Genomic DNA, 26,354 nt, shown 5'->3' with positions numbered 1-26,354 from the left:
GGGGGGGGGGGGTAATATTTAATAAATATTTTTTGTATTTAATTGAAATTCAACTCATAGAAGTTTATTTTTACTCAAATGATTCACTAAGTGAAAATATGCTGATACTTGAGTGTGTTATATATGAGAATTTAACTTGTTTTGGGTAGGGTCCATAGACCCTACCCAAAACAAGTTTTGATAGTTATATATCTATGAGGCTCTATGCATTAGAGAGCTCGGATTGCACTCTCCAGCTCCTTCAGACTGGTCTCCAGGCGGATCATAGAAGTATCAAACCAATGGATGACACCGCGCAAGCCGACAGTGGCATTGCCATAGCGAGCCTTAGCGAGGTCGCCCTGGCGAACAAAAGGCTCATCAAAAATTGCATTCATCGCATTCTTAGCCGCGCGGTAGATAACCTCTTCTTCGTTCACTTCTGCCGGGGGACGATAAATCGTAATTGCCGGACCACCGTTGTACGACCAAATGGTGTCGTGCGGATTAATAGAAATACCATTATGGCCAGCGTTGCAATGGATAATCGTGTCGTGGTCATCATAGAAAATGCCGGTGTGACCAGCTGCACCGTTGGTGTATCCACGGCGACCCCAGATAAACACGTCACCACGTCGTGCCGGGTAATTACCCGATGCATCCGGTCGAACCTGAGTCCAGCCGTTACTCTCCAAATCGTGGAAGAGCGTTTCGGTATTACCAATAGCAATATTCTGCGGGAGCAGGCCAGCATCTCGCAGTGCAAAGTAAACCGCAGATGAGCAGTCATAAGAATGCGGGCCAGTTCGATAATTCATCGAATAGGTCACCTTGCCCTTACGCTGCTCCATCCATGCAATCGCCTGATCAATCTTGGACATAATAAAATCCTTTCGGAAAGGCAGTAGCCCCGCACTATGAACCTCCCGGGAAGTCCATAGTGCGGGGCTACCGCAAATGAATTGGACACTAAAAACGCCGACCAGCTTTATCTTGGTCGGCGTGACTGCTCGGTAGGCACACTCCTGCCGAGGTGATATTCACTTTACGTGGGTTGGGTGCGAAAGTCCTGTCGCGCATTTTTGAAATTACAAATTTCTTTATCGCTTATGAACTGACTGGGGTTGGTGCTGGAGGTGTCCGCCCGCTATTACTACTTCAAACCCTGGGAACTTAGGTAACCCTATGGAAAACGTGCGGTGCGCTCCCTAGACTGGAAGGGCACATTGACAAACCGCACGGACCGCCGACACCGCGGCCCCGCCCCTCCCAACGGGTATAGCACCGAAGGAGCCACCCATGAGCCGACGCACCGACGCGCCCGCCCGATCACCACGACGAGCCGCCCTCGCCAGCTGGATAGGCTCCGCACTCGAATACTACGACTTCGCCGTCTACGGCACCGCCGCCGCCATTGTGCTCAACCGCATCTTCTTCCCCGAAGACACCGCCGCCATCGGCATCCTCAAGTCCATGGTGGTTGTGGGCGTCGCCTACGTTGTGCGTCCTTTCGGCGCCATGATCGTTGGTCCCCTCGGTGACCGCTACGGCCGCCGATTCGTCCTGATGCTCACGCTCTTCCTGATGGGCTTTGCCACCTTCGCAATCGGTTGCCTGCCGACTTATAGTGAGGCGGGTATCCTCGCCCCCACCCTGTTGGTTGCCTGCCGTATGCTTCAGGGCCTCTCCGCCGCGGGCGAGCAGGCAAGCTCCATCTCCATCTCCCTGGAGCACGCCAACGAACATCAGCGCGCCTTCACGACCAGCTGGACCCTGCAAGGCACCCAGTTCGGCTCGCTACTGGCGACCGCCGTGTTCATTCCCTTCGCTGCCCTGCCGGACGAGCACCTGCTCACCTGGGGCTGGCGCGTACCCTTCTGGCTCTCCGCCTTCGTGGTGGTGACCGCCTGGCTGATTCGCCGCACCCTCTCTGAACCGCCCGCCTACCTGCAGCGCGAAAAGCTCACCGAGTCCCCGCTCATGCTGGTCTTCAAGCACCACAAGCGTGCCGTACTCACCATCGCCGTGTGTGCCATGGTCAACACCGTGAACATGGTCTTCACGACCTTCGCGCTGTCCTTCGCCACGAAGGGTTACGGGCTCGACCGCAGCACTATGCTGCTGGTGCCGGTCGCCTCCAACACTCTCGGCCTGATTGCGATTCCGCTCGCCGCCATGCTTGCCGACCGGATCGGTCGTAAGCCCGTGTTCATTACCGGTGCGGTGGCTTCTTCCCTAGTGATGTTCCCGTACCTCGGCGCGATTGCCGAGGGTAACTGGGTTGGTATCTTCGCCTACGGCGTGCTCATGCACGGTGCGCTCTACTCCATGGCGAACGGCGTGTGGCCCGCCTTCTACGCGGAGATGTTCCCGACCCGCGTGCGCGTGACCGGCCTGGCGCTCGGTACCCAGATTGGCTTCGCGATTTCTGGAGGCGTCGCCCCCGCCGTGGCGACGAGCCTCGCCGGTGCTGACCTGCATAATGCAGTGCTGCCCGCCGTGTTCACGGTTGCCATGTGCGTGCTCGTGGCGTTGGGTGCGCTGACGGCTCGTGAGGGTTACAAAAAGACCCTGGATGAGCTAGATGCATAGCCCACAGAATATATTCCGTATATAGAATAAAAGCAGGTGGGGCTGGATAGTTAGCTATCCAGCCCCACCTCCGTGTTTAATTTTCTAAACCCCTTGCTGTGCCGCAATCAGCGCCTCAAAATGAGCTGCCATGCGCTCTGCATTTGGTTCTAACTCGGTGAAGAGGCGGAAGGCATCCACCGCCTGACCGACCGCCATGTAGCCGCCCGTTAGCACCTCGCACCCGGCGGCACGCGCTACCTGTACCAGCTGTGTTTCCTGCGGCAGGTAGATGACGTCCGCAACCCACAGGCCCTCGCGCAGCACCCCGGCATCCAGTGCCGAATCGCTCAACGGCATACCCGGATGCACGTGCATGCCCACCGGGGTCGCATTCACCAAACCCTGAGCCTCCAGTAGAGCTTCAATGAGGCGCGTATCGTCGGTCAGCACCTCGATTCGGGTCTGCGGGAAGAGCCCGCCCAGCTGCTCCGCCAGCCCCTGCGCTTTCGCCGCGTCACGCTCGAAGAGACTCAGCCGGTGCACCCCCAGACGGCACAGCGCGTACGCCGTGGCGCTACCGGCACCACCGGCACCCAACTGCACCACGTGCTCCAGGCGCGCCGGATCCTCCGCCACCTGCGGCAGACCGCGCTTCAGCCCCGCGATGAATCCCGAATAGTCCGTGTTGTCGCCGTAGAAGGTGCCGTCCTCGCGAATCACCACGCAATTGACCGCGCCCAGGGCGCGCGCCGCATCCGAGAGCTCGTGCAGGTGCTCCATGACGGACTGCTTGCACGGGTGCGTGATGTTGAAAGCGTTAAAACCGAGTAGTGCCGCCGCATCCAGGAGCGCCGGTGCGGAGGCGCCGTCCAGGTTCAGGGCGTCCAGGTCGACGGGGCGGTACAGGTAGCGCACCCCGTGCGCGTCCGCCTCCGCCTCGTGCATGGGAGGGGTCAGTGAGGAGGTGATGCCGTCACCAATGAGACCCACCAGGAAAGATTCAGTACGCAAACTCATAGTTTCACTGTACGTGTCCACCCCTCAAGATGCACCTACTTTCTTGAACCCGTACCAAATGCGCGCTGGATTTGGGAAGAAGATAAAAATAATTTCTACGCCCACAAGAGCGATATGTCTGACAGAAACACCTCAAAGGTATAAGCTTGGTATAAGTGCTCGCGCGCCACGGCGCGCACATGAGACCACACAGACACCGTCACAGTGAAGTGATACCGATATTCGGAGGATAGATTGTCAATGACTGACAAGGCTATGGCACACTTCGCTGGCGCCGATGCATGGGTCGAGCAGTATTTCCTGAACAGCCCCGAAGATGAGCGTGAAGAGTTCACCCCGGCAGAGTTAGAGGATTTGGCTCGCACCCACCGTGCGCTGGCTCAAATCCGCCTGCCCAAGACCCCTGTCGTTGCCGCACGCAATGACGAGTACAACACCACCCTGTACGTCGCGACTGACGACATGCCGCACATTGTCAGCTCCCTGACCGCATGCCTCGCCGCGCACTTTGGTGGTTTCGTCACGATTCTTCACCCCACTTTCCTCGCCGAACGCGGCCCGGACGGTAACCTCCTGAGCCTGCGCGGCACCGGCATGCGCGGCAACCTTGCCAGCGGCGATACCGCCACTCTTGGCGTGCCCTCCCTCAAGCTCAGCGATAACGCCCCCGAGGGCACCACGGTCGCTATTGAGTCCTGGATTGCGGTCCGCCTGACCCGCTACCTCACTGAGGAAGAGCAGCGCCGCTGCGAGAAGGAAGTGGAGCGCGTCCTCGCTGACGTTCGCGCCTGCCACACCGACCTGGACGCCATGGTCACCCGCGTTTTCGACCTGGCGCAGTCCATGTACGACCTGCGTGGCGCAACCCTGGGCCACGGCGAGGAATCCTACGCCGCCAACCCGCGCGGCGTGGAGCCCGCCTCCCGCGTGGAGGTGGCACAGGACTTCCTGCGCTGGCTCACCCGCGGCAACTTTGTGTTCATGGGCGTGAAGGAGCGCGTACTGGACGGCTCCTCCGGCGCTATTTCTCTGGTGGACCGCCCCGGTTCGGCGCTCGGTATTCTGCGCACCACGGAGGGTAAGAGCCGCATTCCGCTCTCGGGTGAGACCCTGGAGCGCGCTCTGTTCCCGCGCCCGCTGTACATCACGAAGGCGAACTCCCGCTCCACCGTCGCACGCAACGACTACCTGGACTACGTTGGTGTGCGCCGCTTCGACCTGAATGGCCGCGTGATTGGCGAGTACGTCATCCTGGGCCTGTTCACTCGCCAGGCGTATGCGCTGCCCGCTATTGAGACTCCGCTGGTGCGTGAGCGTATTGCGATGGTGCGCCGCCGCCTTGGCTACCACCCCGGTTCTTACTCTGACAAGGCGCTTCTGGGTGCCTTGGAGGATTACCCCCGCCTGGAACTGCTGCACGCTTCCGCTAATGATCTGACCGATACTTTCGGCGGCATTATGGGTCTGGAGGAGCGTCGCAAGACCCGCCTGTTCCTGCGCGCTGACCGGTTCAACCGGTTTATTTCCGCCGTGGTGTACCTGCCTCGGGATCGCTACAACACGAACGTGTGCTCCCGCATTCAGCAGGTGTTCCGACAGGAATTTGATTTGAGTGCCATCGACCATGAGGTGTACCTGTCTTCCTCATCGTTGGCGCGTCTATTTTTCCGCATTCGGCTCACGAACCCCAACGATGTGCCGAAGACGGATCATCAAGCTCTCGAAAAGCGACTGCAAGAAGCCGCCCGCTCCTGGGTGGAAGCAACCGCAGCTGCTATTGAGGCATGGAAACCCGGAGCGGAAGGCCGCCGACTCGCATCAGCCTGGGCAGATGCGACTAGTGCAGCCTACCGAGCCGATTACACAGTAGAACAAGCAATCGAGGATATCGTGATTCTTGAATCTCTCTCGGGCCAGAAGCCCGCCGCAATCAAGGTTGAAGCCGGCGAAGCCAACACCACCCGACTGAAGACCTACCTGTCCGCACCTCACACCCTCACCGAGCTTCTGCCGGTTATGCAGAATATGGGCCTGGTCGTTGTTGATCAGAAGCCCTACGAGTTCAAGCCTGAGGATGGCGAAGACTACGGCTACCTCTACGACTTCGGAGTTGAATTCCCCGAGGGCGTGGACGCAAACGCTGTGGCTTCCCTTTACGAGGACGCCCTGAACGCCTACCTGCTCGGTGAGCGCGAGTCCGATACCCTGGACCGCCTGATCCTGGCTGAGGGCCTGACCTGGCAGGAAGTACGTCTGTTCCGTGCCCTGAACCACTACCTGATTCAGCTGGGCCTGGGCTACACCCCGTCCTTCATGTCGAACACCCTGCTCGCTAACCCGGCCATCACCAAGCACCTGGTCGAGTTCTTCGAGGTCAGCTTCGACCCGAACAACGGTCTCAACGATGAGCAGCGCAATGCACGCCGTGACGAAATCGAAGCAGCCCTGGTTGAGGAACTGAACCAGATCCCCACCCTGGACGCTGACCGCTACCTGCGCTCCCTCGGCAAGGTTATCCGCGCTATCCTGCGCACCAACGCATACCTTGCTGACCGCCCCGCACTCGCATTCAAGGTGGCACCGCAGGAGATCGACTTCGCACCCCTGCCCCGCCCCAAGTTCGAGATTTTCGTCTACTCCCCGCGCGTTGAGGGTGTTCACCTGCGCTTCGGTAGCGTCGCACGTGGTGGCCTGCGCTGGTCGGATCGCCGTGACGACTTCCGCACCGAGGTGCTCGGCCTGGTCAAGGCCCAGATGGTGAAGAACGCCGTCATTATCCCCACCGGCGCGAAGGGTGGCTTCTACCCCAAGCAGCTGCCCGACCCCGCAGTGGATCGTGACGCATGGATCACCGAGGGCCGCGAGTCCTACAAGGTCTTCATCGGCTCCCTGCTGGACGTCACCGACAACCTCTCCGTTGGTGCTGACGGCTCCGAGACTGTTGTCCGCCCCGAGGGCGTTATCGCACGCGACGCTGACGACTACTACCTGGTGGTTGCAGCGGACAAGGGCACCGCAGCATTCTCTGACACCGCAAACGCAATCAGCCTGGAGCGCGGCTTCTGGCTGGGCGACGCGTTCGCATCCGGCGGCTCCGTCGGCTACGACCACAAGGCAATGGGCATCACCGCACGCGGTGCTTGGGAGTCCGTCAAGCGTCACTTCGCTGAGCTCGGCCACGACGCTCAGACCGAAGAGTTCACCGCAGTCGGCATTGGCGACATGTCCGGTGACGTGTTCGGTAACGGTCTGCTCCGCTCCAAGGCAACCCGCCTGGTCGCAGCATTCGACCACCGCGACATCTTCCTGGACCCGAACCCGAACGCGGCAGTGTCCTTCGACGAGCGTCAGCGCCTGTACAACCTGCCCCGTTCCTCCTGGCAGGACTACAACCGCGACCTGATTTCCGCCGGTGGTGGCGTGTACTCTCGCGGTCTGAAGTCCATCGAGATTACCCCCGAGGTGCGCGAGGTTCTGGGCCTGGATGAGTCCGTTACCGAGCTGGCACCGACCGAGCTGATTTCCGCAATCCTCAAGGCACCGGTCGACCTGATTTACAACGGCGGTATCGGTACCTACGTGAAGGCATCCACCGAGACCAACGCACAGGTTGGCGACAAGGCTAACGATGCACTGCGCGTCAACGGCAAGGACCTGCGCGCCAAGATTGTTGGCGAGGGCGGTAACCTCGGCTTCACCCAGCTGGGTCGTATTGAGGCTGCGCTCAACGGCGTTATCCTCAACACCGACGCAATCGACAACTCCGCAGGTGTGGAAACCAGTGACCGTGAGGTCAACATCAAGATTCTGGTGGACCGCCTCGTGGCACACGGCGAGCTGTCCAGCGAAGAGCGTGCTTCCTTCATCGAGTCCCTGCAGGACGAGGTCGGCGGCAAGGTCCTCGAGACCAACGTTGAGCAGAACGTTCTGCTGCAGGGTGAGTTCCACGGCTCCTTCCTGGGCACCAACCTGTACAAGCGCCTCATGCACGACCTGGAAGAGCACGCCGGCCTGAACCGCGCCGTCGAGTTCCTGCCCACCGACGAGGAGCTGGACGAGCGTCTGGAGACCACCGGCGACCGCCTGACCCGCCCCGAGCTGTCCGTCCTGGCTGCGTACGTGAAGATTTACCTCACCCACGCACTGGAGCAGACCGACTTCGCGGACGACCCCTACCTGGAAGGCGTTCTGCGCAGCTACTTCCCGGCAGCACTGGTTGAGCGTTTCGGCCAGCACCTGGATTCGCACCCGCTGCGTAAGGAAATCATCTGCACCCGCGTCGCTAACGAGCTGGTCAACATCGGCGGTATCACCTTCGCATACCGCGTGATGGAGGAGTTCAACGTCGGTATCGATTCCGTCGCACGCGCCTTCATCGTCGCTCGTGAGCTCTTCGAGCTGGGCACCGCTGCTAAGCTGCACCGCGAACTGCCCCCGAAGACCCCGCTGGATGCATGGTTCACCGTTCTGCGCGACAACCAGCGCGTTCTGGACCGTGCGGTCCGCTGGTTCATCACCGAGCGCGGCGTCGTTGCTGGCACCAGCATCTCCGAGCTGCTGGAGACCTTCGGTTCCGTCGTCGAGATGCGCCACAACCTGCCCGAGTACCTCTCCGGCACCTCCCGTGCTCGCGTCCGTGCAAAGCGCGACGCAGGCGAGGCATGGGGCCTGCCCGAGGAACTCATCGTCATCTGGATCCGCGGCTTCGAGGGCTACGCCCTGCTGGACGTTATCCGTTCGGCACGCGACCACGACTTCGAGGCAGCTTCGCTGGCACCGGTCTACTTCGCAACCTACGACCGCTTCAAGGTGGACGAGCTGCTCGGCCTCATCACCGACCTGCCCCGTAGCGACCGCTGGGAGATCCTGGCACGTCAGGCAATGCGCGGTAGCCTCTACGAGACTGCGGCAGAACTGGCACTGTCCGTGGCAGAGGGCGCTAAGGGTGACTTCTCCACCGTGGACGGTGCACAGCAGGCGCTGGCTACCTGGATTGAAGAGCACCCGACCCGCGTCGGCAACATCGACCGCATCCTGAAGGAGATTGGCGAGGCCGCTCTGGACGTCACCGGTCACCCGCGCTTGGCTGTTGTTTCCGTGGCACTGCGTACTCTCTCGAGCGCATCCTAATCAGCTAAGACCCGTTAGGGTCCCCGCTTAGAGCATCCCGGTTCCCTCCCGGTTGGGGAGGGACCGGGATGCTTTTGCGCAGGGACACATGGTGCGTGCACAGGTAGTGCGGGGGGCCTTGGTCGGGTGAACCTTGTGCCGGTGTGCCAGCGCGTCAGTACCTCGCGTGGTGCACCCAATTCAAGGTTGTTGCACCCTACGCATATTACGCAGAACACTACTCTCACTAGGCGTTTTGTGTTTTGGCGTGATGCACATTATGGGGGTGTGTCCTAAATCCCTTCAAATATCAAGTAGAGGGTTAAAGAAACCAAAGGTTTTAGTTGATATATGCCGTATATTGATTCTCGGCGGCATCAGCGCAAGCCATTGGGGCCCGGTACTTCACGGCACGATAAGTATTCCCTCTGGCACGTCACACGGTGCTGTTAAAACACACTGCCCCTAATCTTTACGATTATCGACTGAAAGTCTGCAAGATTGTCTACCAACCACGGTACTGAGGAAAAAAGCAACAGCGCATGGCGCCTCCTCATTAACTTTCTGCTTTACGTCTCTCCGGTCGCACTGCTGACCACCATCTTCCCCATCGTCACCCCGACGATTAACCGGTACAACCTCGATGGTGTGCCCCTGATTCAGGTGATCCTGGCAGCGTCCATTACCGTTCCTTGGCTCAGCCAGGCAGCCTGCCTGCCCCTTTACCGTGCTATCCAGATGGAGCACAAGAAGATTGCGGACGCCCGCGAAGGTCTGCGTATTCACGCTGAAACCCTTGAGCACCAGCTCAAGCGCACCGAAGCACGCGCCGTACGCGCACGCATGTCCGAGCCGCAGTTCCAGGACATTACCGACCTGACCGCATTCACCCGCAACTGGCTCTACCTCTTCTTCATGACCATGCCGCTGGTGCTGCTCTTCGCAATTCCGGTCGCCCTCGTCCTTCACTGGAGCCCGACTGCATTCGGTGCGTTCTTCGTCCTGGGCGTTCTTAACATCGCGTTCGCGCAGCTGCTGGTCATTCCGAACCTCGCGAAGAACCGCATCATCTGGTTCATCGCGTGGCTTGGCTACTCTCTTGCCCTGCTCTGCTACCCCGTCATCTGGTTCCTGCCGCCGCTGGTTGGTTCGCTCATCTTGCTGGTGAGCCTCGGCAAGGACCTGGTGCACCTGCTGCACTTCGCACGTATTCCGATTAAGGACATTGCACTCGATGCCCTGCGCGGCTTCTTCACCGGCTCCATCATCTGGGCCGATAAGTACATGCTCTTCCTGGTCACCGGCGGCGAAATCAACGTCGTGGCAATCTACCTGAGCCTGATCCCCTGCGTTATCGCCTACAACTACTTCTTCGTGGTGGAGGCAGACCGCGTCAACGCAAGCATTCAGCACCTGTGGACCATCTTCGACCGCCTGCCCTACAAGGGTGTTCAGGAGGAGTCCTCGAAGGCTCTGCGCACCTCCAACCGCGCTATCCGCAACTCCCTGCTGATTTACATCGCCAGCGCTATTGTCACCGGCATCCTGATGTTCATCTTCCTGCCGCAGTCCTACCCGCTGGCGCTCTCCGGCCTGGTCGTGGCGTTCCTCTTCGTTGCAGTGGCACTGCTGATCTACCAGATCGAGTACATGACCATGTACGTCACCGTGCAGCTGTTCTCCGCGGCGCACCTGGTGCTGCTCTTCATCTCCTTCATGATTCTGCCCAACGAGACCGGCTACCTGCCCATCATCGTGGGCGAGGCAGTGCTCGCCTTCGCCTGCTACCGCGTCTACCGTCAGGCGTGGGCAGCCCCCGAGTACTCCCTCTTCTGGCGTCGAGCCCTCGCCTGGTAAGAACCGCACGGTCCGCGAAAGATACATACGACAATGACTGAACAGATGTACCGAAACCACTACGCGCCGCTGCAGCTTCCGGCTCCCGGCCCCCACTACAGCGACCCCGAATACCCGGACGTTGACGTCGCCATCATCATGGAATCCACCTACCCTTACCTCAAGGGTGGTGTGTCCGCGGTGGTGCACGATATCGTCTGCGAAAACCCGGATCTGACCTACGGCATCATTCACATCGCCTGGGATAAGAACTCCCCCCACGAAGACCTCTACGGCATGCCCGAGAACGTCAAGTGGGTCAAGGTGCTGTACCTGAGCCTGGAAGTCAACCGCGAGGCCTTCGCGGAAGCCTGCGACCCCTCCGCACTGCGCATGAGCTTTGCGGAGCGTCAGGCGCTCACTCAGCGCCTCATGGACGGCTTCAGCGCCCTCATCGCTGGCGACGTGAACCCCCTCTGGAAGCTCTACGACGAGGGCATCAACCCCGCAACCCGCAGCTACAACCTCTTCGGCCTCTTCGGAACCCGCGAGTTCATGCAGGCGATTGCGGGCCTGGGCTTCTTCTCCGAGGTGCCCTTCGGTGAGCTCTTCTGGAAGGTGCGCGACTTCGTCTCCATCCTCTTCGCAATCCTGCACGAGCGGATGCCGCACGCCCGCGTCTACCACGCCCACACCACCGGCTACGCGGCACTCATCGCCGCCGCAGCCGCACGTGACCACGGCACCAGCTTCCTGCTGACCGAGCACAACCTCTACATTCGCGACACCGTGAACACCAAGCTCGAACGCAACATGGCGAAGCCCGTCACCACCGACTACGCCTTCCTCAACGAGGAGCGTGAGCACCCCGGCCTGGGCCCGGTCACCCTCGACGAGCGTGCCTGGTCCGTCTGGTTCGTGGAAATGGGACGCTTCTGCTACCCGAGCGCCGACATGGCAACCTACCTGTACCCCAAGGCGCTGGAAGAGGCACGCGGTATCGGTGCGCCCATCGACCAGATGAACGAGGGCGAGAAGGACCGCGCAATCATTCTGCCCAACGGTATGCTCATCGAGTCCGTGGCGGAAGCCTACTACGCCCGCCAGGCGGCGCGTGCCCGCATCCTCGCTGAGGGCCGCGGCCACGTGTGGCGCTTCGTGTTCATCGCCCGCGTGGTGCCCATTAAGGGCCTGACCGACCTAATCCGCTCCCTCGCGGTGCTGCGCGATCAGGGCCTGGTGAACTTCCACCTGGACGTGCTCGGCCCCAAGGACCACCTGCCCGAGTACTACGAGCTGTGCCTGCGCACCATCGAAGAGCTCGACATGGGCGAGTACATCACCTTCCACGGCACCGTGAACGTGCGTGCGATGCTCGACCGCTTCGACCTGCTGCTCATGCCCAGCTACAATGAGGGTCAGCCGATTGTGGCGCTCGAGGCGATGGCTGCGTCCATCCCGCTGGTCAGCACCGACGTGGGCGGTATGTCCCAGCTCATCGACGATGTGCTGGTCGCCCCCGACGGCCACGAAATCGGTAACTGCGGTATCTTGACCATCCCCGGTGATATTCACGGCTTCGCGGCGGCGCTGCGCACCCTCATGGAGGAACCCAGCATCTACGAACGCTACTGTGTGAACGCCTACGACCGTATTGTCAGCTTCTTCCAGCTGCGACTGGTCATGGACCGCTACAACACGATTTACCGCGAGCTGGGCAAGTTGCCCCCTCGCGCCCCCGAATTCGACCCGGAGTACGATGGCGAATAAACTCAACCGCTTGGGCGGACCCGGCAAGTTTGGTGCCTGGGTCCGCTACGGCGGCAAGCCCATTACCCAGCAGCAGCTCGATTTTGCGGTCAAGAACTACTCTGTCGCAATCCTGCAGCCCTGGGAACTGGACGCAGCACGCTACCTGAAGAAGCGTGCACCTCAAATGGTGGTACTGGCGTATAAGTGCCTGTCTTCCACCCGCTCCTATGAGCCCGGCCCGATTTATTCCTCGGGTGTGTCTTACCCGCTGGCGCAGTCCATGGCGAACTCCGGTAAGGATTTCTTCGCCCACCGCCTCAACGGTGACCGCATCGAGTGGAAGGGCTACTCCAAGCACTTCCAGATGCAGGTGTGGAACGCCGACTACCGCTGGCACTGGGTGGACGCTGTGGTGCGCGAAATGCGCGACTCACCCTTCGACGGGGTCATGGCGGATAACGACGTGGAGAACGACTACTACGGTCTGGACCTGCCCATCCAGGGCGTGGAGTCCATGACGAAGATCCGTGAGCACCTGGATTTTCTGGTTGCTTACGCCGGTATTGAGCTGAATAAGATCGGCAAGATTCTGGTGCCCAATATTGCTGAAGCGCGTCTGCGCTGGGGCAAGTGGGAGCGTCACAGCGCCTACGGTGGCGGCTTTGAGGAGGTGTGGCTCGGCTGGGGTCCGAACGATTACCTGACCTCGCCGTATGCCGTGATGCAGGGCCGTGAGATTGCGAACGGCTCGGCGGGTGACGTCAACCTGGGCGCTACTTTTGCGGGCCTGGGTGGCCGTAGTGCCGCCTCGCAGAAGAAGGTGACGATTCTGCGCACCCCGCTTAGTGACCGCAAGGCTCCGATTACCGGTACGGATGAGAACTTCCTGTACGGTTTGGCGGGCTTCTGGGTGTTCGGTGGAGGCGCCTTCACCGGCATCAGCGCAACCCACCACGACGCCTACGACGAGATCCCGCACGCCCCGGAGCTTTCCTACGATCTGGGGGATCCGGTCGGTGGCATTATTGCTCAGAAGACCGCTCAGACTCGTGCCTTCACGCACGGTTGGGCTGCCCTGAACACCGGCTCGAAGGATGTGACCGTGAAGGTTCCCTCCGGCCTGGTGGATGCGGCAAACCGCCCGGTGCCCTCGAGCTTCACGCTGCGGGCGCATCAGGGTGTGGTGTACCGCCGGCGGTAATTTGAAGGTCTCTTGTTACAGCGTATATACGGTGGTACTCTGTACCCTACCCGGGGTGGGAATACCGCCTATTCGTTTCCACATGGTGGAGAGCATACCTGAATAAAGTCCGTTTCATGTCAAGAAACGGGCTGATTCACAGCGTAGCAGCCCTGTACCGTGGAACAAGCGGCTGGAATACAGCCAACCGTTCTCGTGGTGTTGAGTTTAAGGAGTGAACTACAGTGAATATTCTTTTGATCGACGGCGGTAAAGCATTCGCCCACTCGGCGGGTCGCCTGAACCACACCCTGCATCAAATAGCCCGTGATACGTTATCGGCGCTCGGTCATAATGTGCGAGAAACTGTGATTGATGACGGGTACGATATTCAGCAGGAAGTAGAAAAATTCCAGTGGATGGATGCGGTCATCTGGCAGATGCCCGGTTGGTGGATGCACGAGCCGTGGACCGTGAAAAAATATATCGACGAGGTGTTTACCGCTGGCGCGGGCACCCTGTACACTAGTGATGGTCGCCACAGGGTTAGCCCCACTGAAGGATACGGCACGGGCGGTCTTCTTCAGGGGCGGAAGCATATGCTGTCGCTGACGTGGAACGCACCTCGCGAAGCTTTTACCCGAGAGGGCGACTTCTTCGAGGGACTCGGGGTAGATGCCCTCTATATGCACTTTCATAAGGCCCATGAGTTCATGGGGACTACCCAATTGCCCACCTTTATTTGCTATGACGTGATTAAAAATCCGCAGGTCGAACAGGATTTCGCTGACTATGCTGCCCACCTCAACGAGGTCTTCGGTCGGGCGTAAGGATTTAAGCCTGTATGCCTTCATAAGCATGTCTGAGGTGGATGCGGCGAACCGCCCGGTGCCCTCGAGCTCCACGTTGCGGGCGCATCAGGGTGTGGTGTACCGCCGTAAGGTGTAATTCACCGCTCGCATAGCTCTTCTGAGCTTCTGCGCGGCACCGCTTATCTGCGTAGATAACCTCATAAACAAACCCACCGGCAATATAGCCAATTGGCTATATGTACTGGTGGGTTTGTTATATGTGTGCTAGATGAGCTGGGGTAGCTTACTTAGCGGGGTAGGAGGGGACGTCGTAGCCGCCCATGCGCTCCAGAACGCGAATCACCTGGCAGGAGTAACCGAACTCGTTGTCGTACCAGACGTAGACAATTGCGGAGTCATCGGTCACCACGGTAGCCAGCGAGTCCACAACACCTGCGGTGCGGGAACCCACGAAGTCGGTGGAAACAGCCTCGGGGGAATCCGAGTAGCCCACCTGGCGGCGCAGCTCGCCGTCGATGGACTCGCGGCGGAACAGCTCGTTCAGTTCCTCAGCGGAACCTGCGGGCTTGGTCAGCTTCACGTTCAGGATCGCCATGGAGACGTCCGGGGTGGGAACGCGGATAGCGTTACCGGTCAGCTTGCCTTCCAGCTGCGGCAGAGCCTTAGAAACAGCCTTAGCCGCACCGGTCTCGGTGATGACCATGTTCAGCACAGCGGAGCGACCGCGGCGGTCACCCTTGTGGAAGTTGTCGATCAGGTTCTGATCGTTGGTGAATGCGTGAACGGTCTCAACGTGGCCGCGCTCAACACCGTATGCGTCATCCAGAACCTTCAGTGCCGGAGTAATCGCGTTGGTGGTGCAGGATGCTGCGGAGAGGATCTTGTCCTCATCGGTGATGACGTTGTCGTTCACGCCGAACACGATGTTCTTCATGTCGCCCTTACCGGGAGCGGTCAGCAGAACACGAGAAATGCCGGGGCGGTTCAGGTGCTGCTCAAGGCCCGGAACGTCGCGCCAGCGGCCGGTGTTGTCCACCAGCAGAGCGTCCTTGATGCCGTACTCGGTGTAGTCGACAGTGGTCGGGTCAGAGGAGTAAATGAAGCGAACCGGAACACCGTTAGCGATGATGGTGCTGTTCTCCTCGTCCACCTCAATAACGCCCTTGAACGGGCCGTGAACAGAGTCGCGCTCCAGCAGGGATGCGCGCTTGACCAGGTCCTTATCGCCGTTCTTACGCACCACAACAGCGCGCAGGTTCAGGCCAGAACCCAGCGGCGAGGAGGAACGCTCCAGCAGAATACGAGCCAGCAGGCGACCAATACGACCGAAGCCGTACAGCACAACGTCCTGCTCCTTCGGCTGGTCACCCTGGTGGTTCACGGAGGAACCCAGCTGTTCGGGCAGCCACATGGACAGCTCGGGGGAGCCCGCCTCGTGGTGTGCCTTGTGCAGGGCAGCAATGTTAATCGAGCAAGCGCCCAGGTTCAGCTCAGTCAGAGCACGAACCAGCTCGAGGGAGTGCGCGGGGTTCAGGGGCGCACCATCGATGTGGGATACGAAATCGTGCAGCTTCAGCAGCTCAATGACAGACTTGTTGACCAGGCTGCGGCCGTGAATGCTCAGCACCACGCCGTTCTCGCGGTGCAGCTTACCGATGAGGGGGATCAGCTCCTCTGCGGTAGCCTCACGGTTAACCCAGGTAGCGGTTGCAGTCGTCACGTATGACCTTCTTCCTAACTTCGTCGTTGGAGGGTAGGCGCGACGATGCTGTCGCGTCAATACCGTGCCGGGCGTTAAGACCCGGCGTCGGTTTAAGTCTAACCCGTGTGGACCCCTCCTGAGCCTCAAAATTAGCGATATTGAAGCTAAAAGTCAGAAGAGACAGAAGGCAGTTTGTGAACCCACACGGTAAGCCAACATAAGCCCTCAAAAGGGAAAGCAAAACCACTTTAAATACCCACAAAAACACACGTCACGACCCGGAAAACATGAGTAGAATTGAAACCATGTTGACTGTAATCGGTGAAGCACTCGTAGACGTCGTCCACCAGCACGACGGAGAAACCCGCGCCTACCCCGGCGGGTCGCCCATGAACGTAGCCGTCGGCGCACGCCGCCTCGGCCACCCCACCAACTTCGTCGGCCACTACGGTCCCGACGCCTACGGCAAGAGCATTGACGCACACCTGGAAGCATCCCAGGTGACCCTGCCCTTCGAGCACAGTGCCGAGCGCACCTCTGTCGCCCAGGCAACCATCGGTGCCGACGGTGCAGCAGAGTACGAATTCGACATCACCTGGTCCCTCGACTCCGTCGCCGAGAAGCTCACCGAACTGGCACGCACCTCCGATGCAGTACACACCGGCTCCATCGCCGCCATGCTTGAACCCGGCGCGCACGTGGTCGCCGCAGCCTTTGAAGCCGCCCGCGACAGCGCCCTGCTCAGCTACGACCCGAACTGCCGCCCCACCCTCATCCACAACGTTGACGAGGGCCGCGCATGGGCTGAAAAGTTCGTCTCCCTCTCCACCGTCGTGAAGGCATCCGACGAGGACCTGCAGTGGCTCTACCCCGAGCGCTCCCTCGACGACACCGCCCGCGCATGGCTTGACCTCGGCGCAGAGCTGATGGTCATCACCCGCGGCGAAGATGGCCCCATCGCCTTCACCAAGAAGTACCCCGAGGGCATCAGCCAGCCCGCACACCGCGTTGAGGTTGCGGACACCGTCGGTGCTGGCGACTCCCTCATGGCGGCACTTATCGCAGGTCTGCTCGACCGCGGCATTGCCGGTCCCGAGGCGCGTGCCAAGGTTGCCGCACTGACCGCAGAAGACATTGCCGACCTGCTGCGCTTCTCCGCAACCGCAGCCGGTATCACCGTCTCCCGCGCGGGCGCTAACCCGCCCACCCGCGAAGAACTCGACGCCGTACTCAACGGCTAAAAAATTCACGCCTCGCCGGCGGATAGCTCACTCTGTCCGCCGGCGTCGCCATATCCACCGCACCCCAACGCTGAGGAGCACCATGACCAACATTGGCACCGCGCCCCTGCCCCGCGAACCCTACGCGGGCATGCCCGAACTGCCCGAATTCACCCTGACCTCCACCGACATTCAGGACGGCGGCACCGCCCCCGAATGGATGCGCTCCGCACTCTTCGGCATTGCCGGCGGTCAGGACCGCTCCCCGCAGCTGTCCTGGAGCGGATTCCCCGAAGGCACCAAGTCCTTCGTGCTGACCTGCTTCGATCCGGATGCGCCGGTCCCCAGCGGCTTCTGGCACTGGACCGTCTCCAATATTCCCGCCGACGTGACCAGCATCGACAGTGGCGCGGATGCACCCGCCGGCGCCCTGACGCACCGTAACGACGCCGGTGTGGCGGGCTTCCTGGGTGCTGCCCCTCCGGCTGGTCACGGCCCGCACCGCTACATCTTCTGCGTCACCGCCGTGGATGTGGAGAAGCTCGACATTGACGAGAACGCCAGCCCCGCCGTCGTGAACTTTAACCTGCTCGGCCACGGTCTGGGTCGCGCGTTCCTGACCGTTACCTACGCGGAACCGGCAGTCTAGCACGTAGCCCCAACCAGCACCGATACACCCCACCACTGAAGGCATATCTGCATGATTAAACTCATCGCCAGCGATCTGGACGGCACCCTCATCGGGCACGATTTCCGGTTCCGCCCGCGCACCCTACGCGCCCTCGAAGCCGCACGAGCTGCCGGAATCGACATCGTCTTCGTCACCGGCCGCCCGAGCCGCTGGCTCACGCCCCTGCGCGAGCAGACCGACTTCGACTCCTACGCCATCTGCTCCAACGGTGCCGTGGTGTACCACCTGGGCGCGAACGAGGTGGAAGAAGTCAACGGCGCTGATCCCGCGGTGATTGCCCGTACTCACGAGCTGCTGGAGCCCATGTTCCCCGACGTCACCTACACCCTCGAAACCGTGGACACCGTCTACATTCAGGGCCCGCACGACGGCGGTGAGGTGCTTGAGGGTGCCCGCGTGGTGGAGGCGAAAATCGCCGAGGCGCTCGAACGTATTGGTTCAACCCCGGTCATCAAGTACCTGATTCGTGTGCCCGGCATGGACCCGGATATTCTGCAGGCGCGCGTGCATCAGGCGGTGGGTTCGCTGGTGTCGGTGACCCGCGGTGTGGTCGGTGAGCCGCTCGTCGAGATGGGCTCTAAGACCGTGAATAAGGGGCGGATCCTGGAGAAGTTCGCGGCACGCCACGGCATTGAGGCGCACGAGGTCATGGCGTTTGGTGACATGCCGAACGACGCGGAGATGCTCTGCTGGGCGGGGGAGGGCTTCGCCATGGCGTCGGGTCAGCCGGCGCTTATTGCGAAGGTGGGGCGCACCTGCCCGCCCTTCCATGAGGACGGTGTGGCGCAGACAATTGAGGCGATGCTCGCCGAACGGTCCTAGCCGCCTAGCACTGCTATCCAGTACTAGCTATCCAGCACGAGCCATCCGGTGCTAGCTATCCAGCACTAGCGGCTGGGTGAGCCTCCACAGACATAACTCAGACATAAACTTTTATGTCTACACATAAAAAAATTTGAGTCTAGACATAAAAATTTATGTCTAGACTTAAATTTTTGTGTCTGATTTGTGTCTAGACTAAAATTTTTTGTATGAACAACGTGGAATGGACCCCCGAATGGCTTGCTGAAACCATCAAACTACTGCGCACCCACGGCAGCGATACGCAGTTTATTGAGGTTAAAAAAGCCCACGGAGGCTACCCGGGAAGCCTAGACGCAACCCTGAGTAGTTTCTCCAATAGTTCCATGGGCGGAATCATTATCTGCGGCCTCGACGAGAATAATGACTTTGCGCCTGTAGGCGTATACGACCCTGCAGACCTAGAAAAAACCCTCGGCAACAAGCTCCGCAGGGGCCTCAAGCCGCCGAACACCATGGAATCCGGCACCATCCTCTACGAAGACGCCAAAATCTTTGTTGCCGCAATCCCTCCGCTGCCTCCCTATGAACGCCCCGCCTACATTGGCGGTAAAGCGTACGTGCGTTCTGGCGACGGTGACCACGAAATGAGCCGCCATGAAACCGACCTGATGGTGGCTCAGCGGACACGCACCGGATTCGATGAGGAGCCGGTAGAATACACCTCCATTGCCGACCTAGACGAAGGCCTCAAAACTGCTTATCTGCGAGACATCCGTGCTAAATCACGCCGCCTCGCCGGAAGCTCCGATGAAGAGGTCCTCCGCCGCAAGGGAATTATTGCCCTCGGAACCGACAACCTTTCCCTTGCGGGCTTGTACGCCTTGGGTTCTTACCCTCAGGAGTTCAGGCCCTCGCTCAAAGTTACCGGAGTCGTCATTGACCCAAGCGGTAAAGCCCGCAACCTCGACAAGTTTGAGGCGGACGGCCCCATCCCCGCCATGCTCGAAGAGACTCTGGCATGGGTCAAACGGAACCTGGCACACCCGGTTGTCGAACTGTCCAACGGGCACCTCATCAACGGGCAGGAAGTACCCGATATCGCCCTTCGTGAGATTCTGTCGAATGCCCTCGTACACCGCAGCCTCAACCCCAAAGCAGATACCGAAGAGGTGCGCGTCAGGATTTTCCCTGACCGAATCTCTGTAGAGAACCCCGGCGGTCTGTACGGAATCACTCTCCAGCGTCTGCAAGAGTATGGCGAACGCTCCCGCGTGAATGACCGCCTGTATGACGTCTGCACGCATGTAACAACCCCTGACGACGGATACCGAGTCATCGAAGGTGAGGGTAGTGGCATCTACACGGCACAGGAGGCGGTGCGTCAGGCAGGGCTGAAACCCATCCAATTCATTGATGGGGTCATTCGTTTTACCGCGATTATTAGCAGGGAGCCTCTGGATGGTGCTCGTATCGCCGATGTTAGTTCACCGCAGCAGAAGTCGGAGATAGACCCGCGCCAATCGTCACCCACGGTTCCTAGTAACCGTCAGGAGGCGGTGCTCCTGGCTCTGCGCTCGCTACGCCACCCCGCCGGTATCGAGGACATCATGGGTGCTCTTCCTGGGCCTTTTGCTGAGCTGCAGAAGCCGCAGGTCCGGTACGTCCTCACGAAGCTCCTTCAAGAAGGAGTCATTACCCGTGAAGGTGGTCGAGGTAACCGCAATACGACATACCGCCTGGCCTAACCGAATATCGGGCTAACGCGCAAAAGCGGCCCGGATGGAAACCAATCCATCCGGGCCGCTTTTCTGCAGCCTACGCCTCAGGAGTATCACTCCCATGGGCGGTGAGGAGCTTAGTGTCCCTCAGTGCTCTTCTCGGGGTCGAAGGGCTCCAGCGGGTCGCCAGCAGCCTTCGTGTACTTCGCGATGAAAGTCATCAGGTGGAAGATAATCAGAGTTGCCGCGGTACCCAGAGCAATACCAGCGAAGGACAGCTCACCGAAGGTCCAGGTGTAGTCCGCAATACCCACGATCAGCGCCACAGCGGCGGTAGTCAGGTTGATCTGGTTCGAGAAGTTCACGCGGTTCTCGCTCCAAATACGTGCACCGAGCATACCGATCATGCCGTACAGAACGGTTGCGGCACCGCCCAGAACACCTGCGGGAACGGTCGCAATTGCCGCACCGAATGCGGGGAACATGGACAGCGCAATCGCGAAGATAGCCGCCACCCAGTACGCCGCGGTGGAGTACACCTTGGTCGCAGCCATCACGCCGATGTTCTCAGCGTAGGTGGTGGTACCGGAACCGCCGCCCATACCGGCGATGGTGGTTGCCAGGCCGTCCGCCATGAGGGCGCGGCCGGAGTAGTCGTCGAGGTTCTTGCCGCTCATCAGAGCAACAGACTTCACGTGGCCGATGTTCTCAGCCACGAGCACCAGAATCACGGGGATGAACAGGCCGGCGAGCTCCCAGTGGAACTCGGGGGTCTGGAACTGCGGCAGGCCAATGATGCCCTGGGTCTGCACAGCCTTGTCAATCTTGGAGAAGTCCACCTCACCGCGAATCACGGCGGTGATGTAGCCGATACCCACACCCAGCAGGATGGACAGGCGACCAATAATGCCCTTGAAGAGCACCGAAATCAGGATGATGGAGCACAGGGTCACCAGCGCGGTCACCGGTGCCACCATGAAGTTGTCCTTAGCGCTCTTCGCCAGGTTGAAGCCAATCAGCGCCACAATCGAACCGGTCACGACCGGGGGCATGAGCTTGGTGAGCCAGCCGGTGCCAGCGAATTGAACGATTAGGCCGACCAGGAACAGCGCCGCACCCGCCATGACGATACCGCCTAGGGCACCGGCCGGGCCGTGCGAGTTCATAGCAGCCGCCAGGGGTGCAATGAATGCGAACGAGGAACCCAGGTAGGAGGGGACGCGTCCGCGGGTAATCAGCAGGAACAGGACCGTACCGATACCCGAGAAGAACAGGGTGGTTGCCGGCGGGAAGCCGGTAATAATCGGCACGAGGAAGGTCGCGCCGAACATTGCGACCACGTGCTGCGCGCCGATACCGATGGTGATCGGCCATGCGAGGCGCTCGTTCGGGGCAACGAAGGAACCAGGCTTGATGCTGCGGCCGTCGCCGTGGATCGACCAGTCAAAGCCGAGAAGCTTAGAGATGCTCAAAGGGAGCTCCTGAGGTGAATGTGGTGGTGTATAAAATTCCACATCATTCTACGCGTATACAAGCGTGGGTCACAGCTAAACGGCTGTAAATATGAGCAGGGATACGTTGAGTGGTGCATATATTCTCTTATCGTGGGCTCTATGTCGCGTATATAGCCCAGAAAGCATCAATACCCTGTATATGCAATAAATCGCATATACAGGGTATTGATGCAAAGAGCGAATAAAAACACTCGCTACAGCTAGCTCAGTGGCTTAGAGAGCGTCACGCAGGTTCTCCAAGTGATCGTAACGCGCCAGTTCGTAACGCAGGTGACCCTCGGTCGGGGACTGAACCGGCAGGAACGTCGCCTCACGCAGGCGGCGAGCCGTCGGGGAATCAGCCACGTAACCGGCGCCTCCAACAACCTGCAGCTCAAAGTGAGTAGCAATGGTTGCAAAGTGCGAAACACCCAGGCGCAGGCTCAGCAGGTCACGACGCTCAGCACGCTCCGGCTCAGACGCCAGACGAATCAGTTCCTCACGCAGGCTCTGGTACTCGGTCAGAATCAGTGGGAACTCAGGACGGAATACGCCCTGAGAGACGTCCAGGTGCTTAGCAGCCTCCTGCAGGGCGCCAGCGGCAAGACCCAGGCAGAACGACGACTGAACCAGCAGGAACGGCGCGGTCACATCGTGCAGGAACGCCTCAATGTTGTCGCTCAGAATGTCCTCGCTCGGAACGAAAACGTCCTCGAACTTCAGGGTGCCGGACTCGGTGCCGTTCAGCGCCAGCAGGTTGCGGTGGTAGTCAATGCTCAGACCCTCAACATCCTGGCGAACCGTCACGATGTAGCGGTTCGGGTGGCTCTCCGGGGCGTTCTGCACAGCCACCGGAAGAACAATCACGCCGCCCGGATACAGGTTCGACGCCCACGACACGGAACCGTTCAGCTTCAAGCCGCCCTCAACGAGGGTGCCCTCAACCTTGATCGGTGCCAGGCCCGAAGCTTCCTTGTAGGCCGCCGCCATTGCGGTGGTGCCGCTGACGGTCGCATCCGACAGGCCCTCGGGCAGTTCGCGACCCACAGCGTCAAAGAACGCGATGGTGGAGCGGTGAGCCCACAGGGAGAACGCCGTCGAGGCATCCTCAGTGGCAAGGTCGAACGCTACCGAAACCTGGGGGACCAGGGAGCCGCCGTCGCGGCCCAGGGTAATCAGGCCGTCCTTAGCGATTTCGCGCAGGTTTTCGAAGGGGGAACGCTCGCCACGGTCAACCGCGTTAGCGTGGGTTCGGGCGAGTGCGAGCACCTGCTCGCGCTGGGGGTAGTCGTAGAGGGGTTCGAGGGTGAACTCGGACATGGGTTTCTCCTAAGCGGGGAGCATCGCGTCTATGCGTGCAGCTTGAACAGTCGGTCGATGGGGGTGCTGACGGCCTTACGGGCGCGAACAACAGCTTCTTCGTCGGGTGCGTCGTAGAAGCAGAGGCACTTTGCGGTGTCTTCGCGAACGTAGGTGCGCAGGAAGGAAACCTCGGGTACTTCAGCGTACTTGGGGGCGTTTGCCTTCTTGCGGGTCAGGTACTGTTCCATAGTAATCTCTGCGGGGATGTCCCACTCAACCAGGTAGTCTGCGTCCTTCTTGAGCTTCTTGATGTCTTCGAGCTCTGCGCCAACCAGGCGGACTGCGTCGGGGCCTGCGACGGCTGCACGCTCACCGATTGCTGCGGCGAGGTCGGGGCCGAATGCGGTGTTCTCGGATTCGACGATGACGAAGACGATCTTGTGGTCTGCGGAGACCTGGGTTTCGATGAGCTCGGCGCCGTTGGTCAGGGACGAGTTGACGGTCTCGATGAGTGCGGTTGCTTCGTCCTTGGACGGCTGTGCGGGGGTCAGTTCTACCAGGTAAAGTGCCATGATTTTCTCCTCGGCTAAGGGTTGAAGGGTCGTGCCGGAAGGGGTTTTCCGACTCGTTCTGGAATCACCTTAGACCTGTGGTTGAGGGCTGTCTAGTAGATTTCTGTTCGTGGCTTAATGCGTCCCTTTTTGACCCTGTATGTCGTCATGCGCGTTCATGTGAAGACATAAATCGTCACAGTCCCGCGCAGTAGTTCCACGCGCGGGAACCCGCCCGTCACAGAGGGGCTTATTGAGACAATTGCCCCCGATTTTCTTATTAAGGCGCTTAATAAGAAAATCCGCGCGGATTGTCTCATTAAGGAAAACCCTCTGGAGCCCCGGCTGCGGGCGCATACACCGGTGCATGCACCAGCGCATACAGCGAGGGCCCCGAACCCTTGATAACTCAAGGATTTGGGGCCCCTAGCCTATATGCACTAGCCTCATACGCTCACGCCGCCTGAAAACAGCGAGTCAGCAGTCTAGACAAGCAATTTTGCGGTTACTTCACGCCGCGCATCATCTTCTGAACCGGCTTGTGCACCAGGAACAGCAGAATACCGGTCGCGATGGTGATAATACCCATCCAGGTGAAGTAGGGAACCTCGGTCTCCATGCTGTAGAACGGAGCCAGCCAACCGGAGAGCACGGTACCCATTGCCACGGAGGTGAAGTACAGCGCCATCATGTTCACGCGGTGCGCCTTCGGTGCGAGCTTGGTCGCCAGCGAAATACCCACCGGCGAAATGATCAGCTCGGCGATGGTGCAGACGAACAGAATCAGCACGATCCAGCCGACGTTCACGCTCTGAACGCCCGCCTGGGTGAGGAAGATCCAGAACGCCAGACCGATAATAATCAGCGCTGCGGAGAACTTCAGGGTGGTGACCGGCTGGCGGTCGCCCCACTTGGTCCACAGGGCGGAGAACATCATGCCGAAGATGATGATGAAGACCGGGTTGATGGAGTTGACCAGGTTCGGGGTCAGCTCCATGCCCAGGATGTTCCAATTGAGGCGCTCATCCGAGTACACCGCCATGACGGTGAACTGCTGCTGGTACAGTGCCCAGAACACGGCATTTGCAATCCACAGGGGAATGAACGCGGTGACGCGGGAACGCTCATCCGCGGTGACGTCCTTGGCGCTCAGCATCTGTGCGAACAGGGCGATAGCGCCGATGAAGATGAAGGCCATGACCCAGTTCTTGAGGTTGTCTGCGGTCATCAGGCCGGTCGCCAGCAGGATACCGATAACGACCACGATACCGACCAGTGCCAGGGCGAAGTTACGCTTCTGAGCGCCGGTGAAGGGGGTGCCCACGTGGTGCACGGACTCGGGCAGGTTCTTGCGGGTCAGTGAGTACTGGATTAGGCCGGCGGCCATACCGATGGCAGCAAAACCGAAGCCCATGTGGAAGCCCCAGGTGCTCCAGCCCCAACCGGTCAGGAGCGGGCCGAGGAGTGCACCGGTGTTCACGCCGATGTAGAAGATGGTGAAGCCTGCGTCGCGGCGGGAGTCGTTGTCGCTGTAGAGCGAACCGACCAGCACGGAGGCGTTACTCTTCAGGCCGCCGGAGCCGATAGCGACCAGCAGCAGACCAATCACCACGCCGGGGATGCCGGGGATGAGGGAGAGGGAGATGTGACCCGCCATAATGCCGATGGCGGAGTAGAAGAGGGTACGCTCGGGGCCGAGGATGCGGTCACCGAGGATACCGCCGAGGATTGCCATGAGGTACACGACTGCACCGTACGCGCCGATAACGCCGGTGGCGAGGTCCTTGTCGAGGCCCAGGCCGCCCTTGTCGGCGGTGTAGTACAGGTAGTAGATCATGATGCCCTGCATGCCGTAGAAGGAGAAGCGCTCCCACATTTCTACGGTGAACAGGTTCGCGAGCATGCTCGGGTGGCCGAAGAAGGTCTTGGTGTCCTTGGGTTCGGCACCTGTGATGGTGTTGGACATGGTGGTAATTCTTTTCTGTGCAAGCCCGGGGTTCTGTGTGACCCGGGCAATATGTGTTTAAGTCTATACCCTTATGGGTGCATATGTATACATATTGTGTTCATATATTTCAAAGATTGAACCATCAATCAGTGCATGAAAAACCATTTCGATTTTTTCGTATGCATCATTTCCGAATCTCACAAACCCCCAAATACCGGGCTAGATGCGCCCCACACCCTCAACGCGATAGAGTGGAACCACAACTATGTCCACACGGCACCCCGTCGTGCCGACCGGCTCATTTTTAATCATTTCAAAGGAGAACCCCATGACCGCTGTACCCCAGGTTGACCCCCGCGACGTTCCCGAAGGCGCAACCATCATCGATGTGCGTGAAGACTACGAGTGGGAGGGCGGCCACGCCACCGGCGCAAAGCACATCACCCTCGGCACCATCGCTGAGCGTCTGGCTGAACTGCCCGCACCGGGCGAGGACTTCTACGTCATCTGCCACGGCGGCGGCCGTTCGAACCGCGCGGCAACCTTCCTGCGCGAGCACGGCTACGCCGCACACAACATTGCGGGCGGCACCAGCGCGTGGTTTGCTGCCGGTCTGCCGATGACCAGCGAAAACGGCGAAGCACCCGCAGTTGTTCACTAAACCGC

At 60.0% G+C, this 26,354-nt stretch carries 18 protein-coding genes; 11 read left to right on the top strand and 7 right to left on the bottom strand.

What is annotated here, in order from left to right; all coding sequences use genetic code 11:
* Window positions 1-209 precede the first annotated feature (209 nt).
* Window positions 210-860 carry a peptidoglycan amidohydrolase family protein gene (locus HMPREF2682_RS06330; RefSeq protein WP_070542336.1) on the bottom strand — a complete coding sequence of 217 codons (651 nt, stop codon included), beginning with the start codon at window positions 858-860 and terminating at the stop codon, window positions 210-212.
* Between the two features lie 418 nt (window positions 861-1,278).
* Here HMPREF2682_RS06330 and HMPREF2682_RS06325 point away from each other — a divergent pair, with 418 nt between their 5' ends.
* On the top strand, window positions 1,279-2,571 hold the full coding sequence (locus HMPREF2682_RS06325) for an MFS transporter (RefSeq protein WP_070832426.1): 1,293 nt from the start codon (window positions 1,279-1,281) through the stop codon (window positions 2,569-2,571).
* An 84-nt stretch (window positions 2,572-2,655) separates the two neighbouring features.
* Here the strand turns inward: HMPREF2682_RS06325 and HMPREF2682_RS06320 are convergent, their stop codons facing one another.
* Window positions 2,656-3,570: a shikimate dehydrogenase gene (locus HMPREF2682_RS06320; protein WP_044149988.1), complete on the bottom strand. Its 915-nt coding sequence runs from the start codon at window positions 3,568-3,570 to the stop codon at window positions 2,656-2,658.
* Window positions 3,571-3,810: 240 nt separating this feature from the next.
* On the opposite strand from HMPREF2682_RS06320, the gene HMPREF2682_RS06315 reads away from it, so the two are divergent.
* The 5 genes from HMPREF2682_RS06315 to HMPREF2682_RS06295 all read left to right on the top strand — a co-directional run bounded on the left by HMPREF2682_RS06315 (window position 3,811) and on the right by HMPREF2682_RS06295 (window position 14,277).
* Window positions 3,811-8,700 carry an NAD-glutamate dehydrogenase gene (locus HMPREF2682_RS06315; RefSeq protein WP_070832423.1) on the top strand — a complete coding sequence of 1,630 codons (4,890 nt, stop codon included), beginning with the start codon at window positions 3,811-3,813 and terminating at the stop codon, window positions 8,698-8,700.
* A 480-nt stretch (window positions 8,701-9,180) separates the two neighbouring features.
* Entirely contained in the window at window positions 9,181-10,536 is a 1,356-nt protein-coding gene (locus HMPREF2682_RS06310; RefSeq protein ID WP_070832419.1) for a hypothetical protein, read from the top strand.
* Between the two features lie 33 nt (window positions 10,537-10,569).
* Window positions 10,570-12,285, top strand: a complete 1,716-nt coding sequence (gene pelF / locus HMPREF2682_RS06305) for a GT4 family glycosyltransferase PelF (RefSeq protein ID WP_070832416.1) — start codon at window positions 10,570-10,572, stop codon at window positions 12,283-12,285.
* Window positions 12,275-13,468 carry a putative glycoside hydrolase family 15 protein gene (locus HMPREF2682_RS06300; RefSeq protein WP_070832413.1) on the top strand — a complete coding sequence of 398 codons (1,194 nt, stop codon included), beginning with the start codon at window positions 12,275-12,277 and terminating at the stop codon, window positions 13,466-13,468. The genes pelF and HMPREF2682_RS06300 overlap by 11 nt, the downstream gene beginning before the upstream one ends.
* A 224-nt stretch (window positions 13,469-13,692) precedes the next feature.
* Window positions 13,693-14,277: an NAD(P)H-dependent oxidoreductase gene (locus HMPREF2682_RS06295; RefSeq protein WP_070832410.1), complete on the top strand. Its 585-nt coding sequence runs from the start codon at window positions 13,693-13,695 to the stop codon at window positions 14,275-14,277.
* 265 nt (window positions 14,278-14,542) lie between these two features.
* Here the strand turns inward: HMPREF2682_RS06295 and HMPREF2682_RS06290 are convergent, their stop codons facing one another.
* Entirely contained in the window at window positions 14,543-15,979 is a 1,437-nt protein-coding gene (locus HMPREF2682_RS06290; RefSeq protein ID WP_070832407.1) for a glyceraldehyde-3-phosphate dehydrogenase, read from the bottom strand.
* Window positions 15,980-16,266: 287 nt separating this feature from the next.
* On the opposite strand from HMPREF2682_RS06290, the gene HMPREF2682_RS06285 reads away from it, so the two are divergent.
* The 4 genes from HMPREF2682_RS06285 to HMPREF2682_RS06270 all read left to right on the top strand — a co-directional run bounded on the left by HMPREF2682_RS06285 (window position 16,267) and on the right by HMPREF2682_RS06270 (window position 20,421).
* Window positions 16,267-17,202, top strand: a complete 936-nt coding sequence (locus HMPREF2682_RS06285) for a carbohydrate kinase family protein (protein WP_070832403.1) — start codon at window positions 16,267-16,269, stop codon at window positions 17,200-17,202.
* A gap of 82 nt (window positions 17,203-17,284) precedes the next feature.
* Window positions 17,285-17,830, top strand: a complete 546-nt coding sequence (locus tag HMPREF2682_RS06280) for a YbhB/YbcL family Raf kinase inhibitor-like protein (protein WP_070832400.1) — start codon at window positions 17,285-17,287, stop codon at window positions 17,828-17,830.
* A gap of 51 nt (window positions 17,831-17,881) precedes the next feature.
* Entirely contained in the window at window positions 17,882-18,694 is an 813-nt protein-coding gene (locus HMPREF2682_RS06275; RefSeq protein WP_070832396.1) for an HAD-IIB family hydrolase, read from the top strand.
* Window positions 18,695-18,903: 209 nt separating this feature from the next.
* Window positions 18,904-20,421, top strand: coding sequence for an ATP-binding protein (locus tag HMPREF2682_RS06270; protein WP_070832393.1), 1,518 nt, complete (start codon window positions 18,904-18,906; stop codon window positions 20,419-20,421).
* Between the two features lie 110 nt (window positions 20,422-20,531).
* Here HMPREF2682_RS06270 and HMPREF2682_RS06265 read toward each other — a convergent pair whose 3' ends face one another.
* From HMPREF2682_RS06265 to HMPREF2682_RS06250, 4 genes are all read right to left on the bottom strand, one after another.
* On the bottom strand, window positions 20,532-21,866 hold the full coding sequence (locus HMPREF2682_RS06265; protein ID WP_070832390.1) for a uracil-xanthine permease family protein: 1,335 nt from the start codon (window positions 21,864-21,866) through the stop codon (window positions 20,532-20,534).
* Between the two features lie 255 nt (window positions 21,867-22,121).
* Complete coding sequence (locus HMPREF2682_RS06260; RefSeq protein ID WP_070832387.1) at window positions 22,122-23,207, bottom strand: acyl-CoA dehydrogenase family protein; 1,086 nt, start codon at window positions 23,205-23,207, stop codon at window positions 22,122-22,124.
* 29 nt (window positions 23,208-23,236) lie between these two features.
* Window positions 23,237-23,761: a DUF4242 domain-containing protein gene (locus HMPREF2682_RS06255; protein WP_005507939.1), complete on the bottom strand. Its 525-nt coding sequence runs from the start codon at window positions 23,759-23,761 to the stop codon at window positions 23,237-23,239.
* Between the two features lie 484 nt (window positions 23,762-24,245).
* Window positions 24,246-25,706: a peptide MFS transporter gene (locus HMPREF2682_RS06250; protein WP_070832384.1), complete on the bottom strand. Its 1,461-nt coding sequence runs from the start codon at window positions 25,704-25,706 to the stop codon at window positions 24,246-24,248.
* Window positions 25,707-26,016: 310 nt separating this feature from the next.
* On the opposite strand from HMPREF2682_RS06250, the gene HMPREF2682_RS06245 reads away from it, so the two are divergent.
* Complete coding sequence (locus HMPREF2682_RS06245; protein ID WP_070542379.1) at window positions 26,017-26,349, top strand: rhodanese-like domain-containing protein; 333 nt, start codon at window positions 26,017-26,019, stop codon at window positions 26,347-26,349.
* Window positions 26,350-26,354: the final 5 nt, after the last annotated feature.

This window comes from Rothia sp. HMSC061D12, assembly GCF_001836735.1.
Classification (GTDB): Bacteria; Actinomycetota; Actinomycetes; order Actinomycetales; family Micrococcaceae; genus Rothia.
This window is presented reverse-complemented; position numbering and strand designations above follow the sequence as displayed.

Coding starts and splice junctions, on each gene's coding strand:
- HMPREF2682_RS06275 (WP_070832396.1), top strand. CDS start 17,882: ATGATTAAACTCATCGCCAGCGATCTGGACGGCACCCTCATCGGGCAC.
- HMPREF2682_RS06325 (WP_070832426.1), top strand. CDS start 1,279: ATGAGCCGACGCACCGACGCGCCCGCCCGATCACCACGACGAGCCGCC.
- HMPREF2682_RS06250 (WP_070832384.1), bottom strand. CDS start 25,706: ATGTCCAACACCATCACAGGTGCCGAACCCAAGGACACCAAGACCTTC.
- HMPREF2682_RS06245 (WP_070542379.1), top strand. CDS start 26,017: ATGACCGCTGTACCCCAGGTTGACCCCCGCGACGTTCCCGAAGGCGCA.
- HMPREF2682_RS06315 (WP_070832423.1), top strand. CDS start 3,811: ATGACTGACAAGGCTATGGCACACTTCGCTGGCGCCGATGCATGGGTC.
- HMPREF2682_RS06285 (WP_070832403.1), top strand. CDS start 16,267: ATGTTGACTGTAATCGGTGAAGCACTCGTAGACGTCGTCCACCAGCAC.
- HMPREF2682_RS06270 (WP_070832393.1), top strand. CDS start 18,904: ATGAACAACGTGGAATGGACCCCCGAATGGCTTGCTGAAACCATCAAA.
- pelF (WP_070832416.1), top strand. CDS start 10,570: ATGACTGAACAGATGTACCGAAACCACTACGCGCCGCTGCAGCTTCCG.
- HMPREF2682_RS06260 (WP_070832387.1), bottom strand. CDS start 23,207: ATGTCCGAGTTCACCCTCGAACCCCTCTACGACTACCCCCAGCGCGAG.
- HMPREF2682_RS06330 (WP_070542336.1), bottom strand. CDS start 860: ATGTCCAAGATTGATCAGGCGATTGCATGGATGGAGCAGCGTAAGGGC.
- HMPREF2682_RS06320 (WP_044149988.1), bottom strand. CDS start 3,570: ATGAGTTTGCGTACTGAATCTTTCCTGGTGGGTCTCATTGGTGACGGC.
- HMPREF2682_RS06300 (WP_070832413.1), top strand. CDS start 12,275: ATGGCGAATAAACTCAACCGCTTGGGCGGACCCGGCAAGTTTGGTGCC.
- HMPREF2682_RS06255 (WP_005507939.1), bottom strand. CDS start 23,761: ATGGCACTTTACCTGGTAGAACTGACCCCCGCACAGCCGTCCAAGGAC.
- HMPREF2682_RS06280 (WP_070832400.1), top strand. CDS start 17,285: ATGACCAACATTGGCACCGCGCCCCTGCCCCGCGAACCCTACGCGGGC.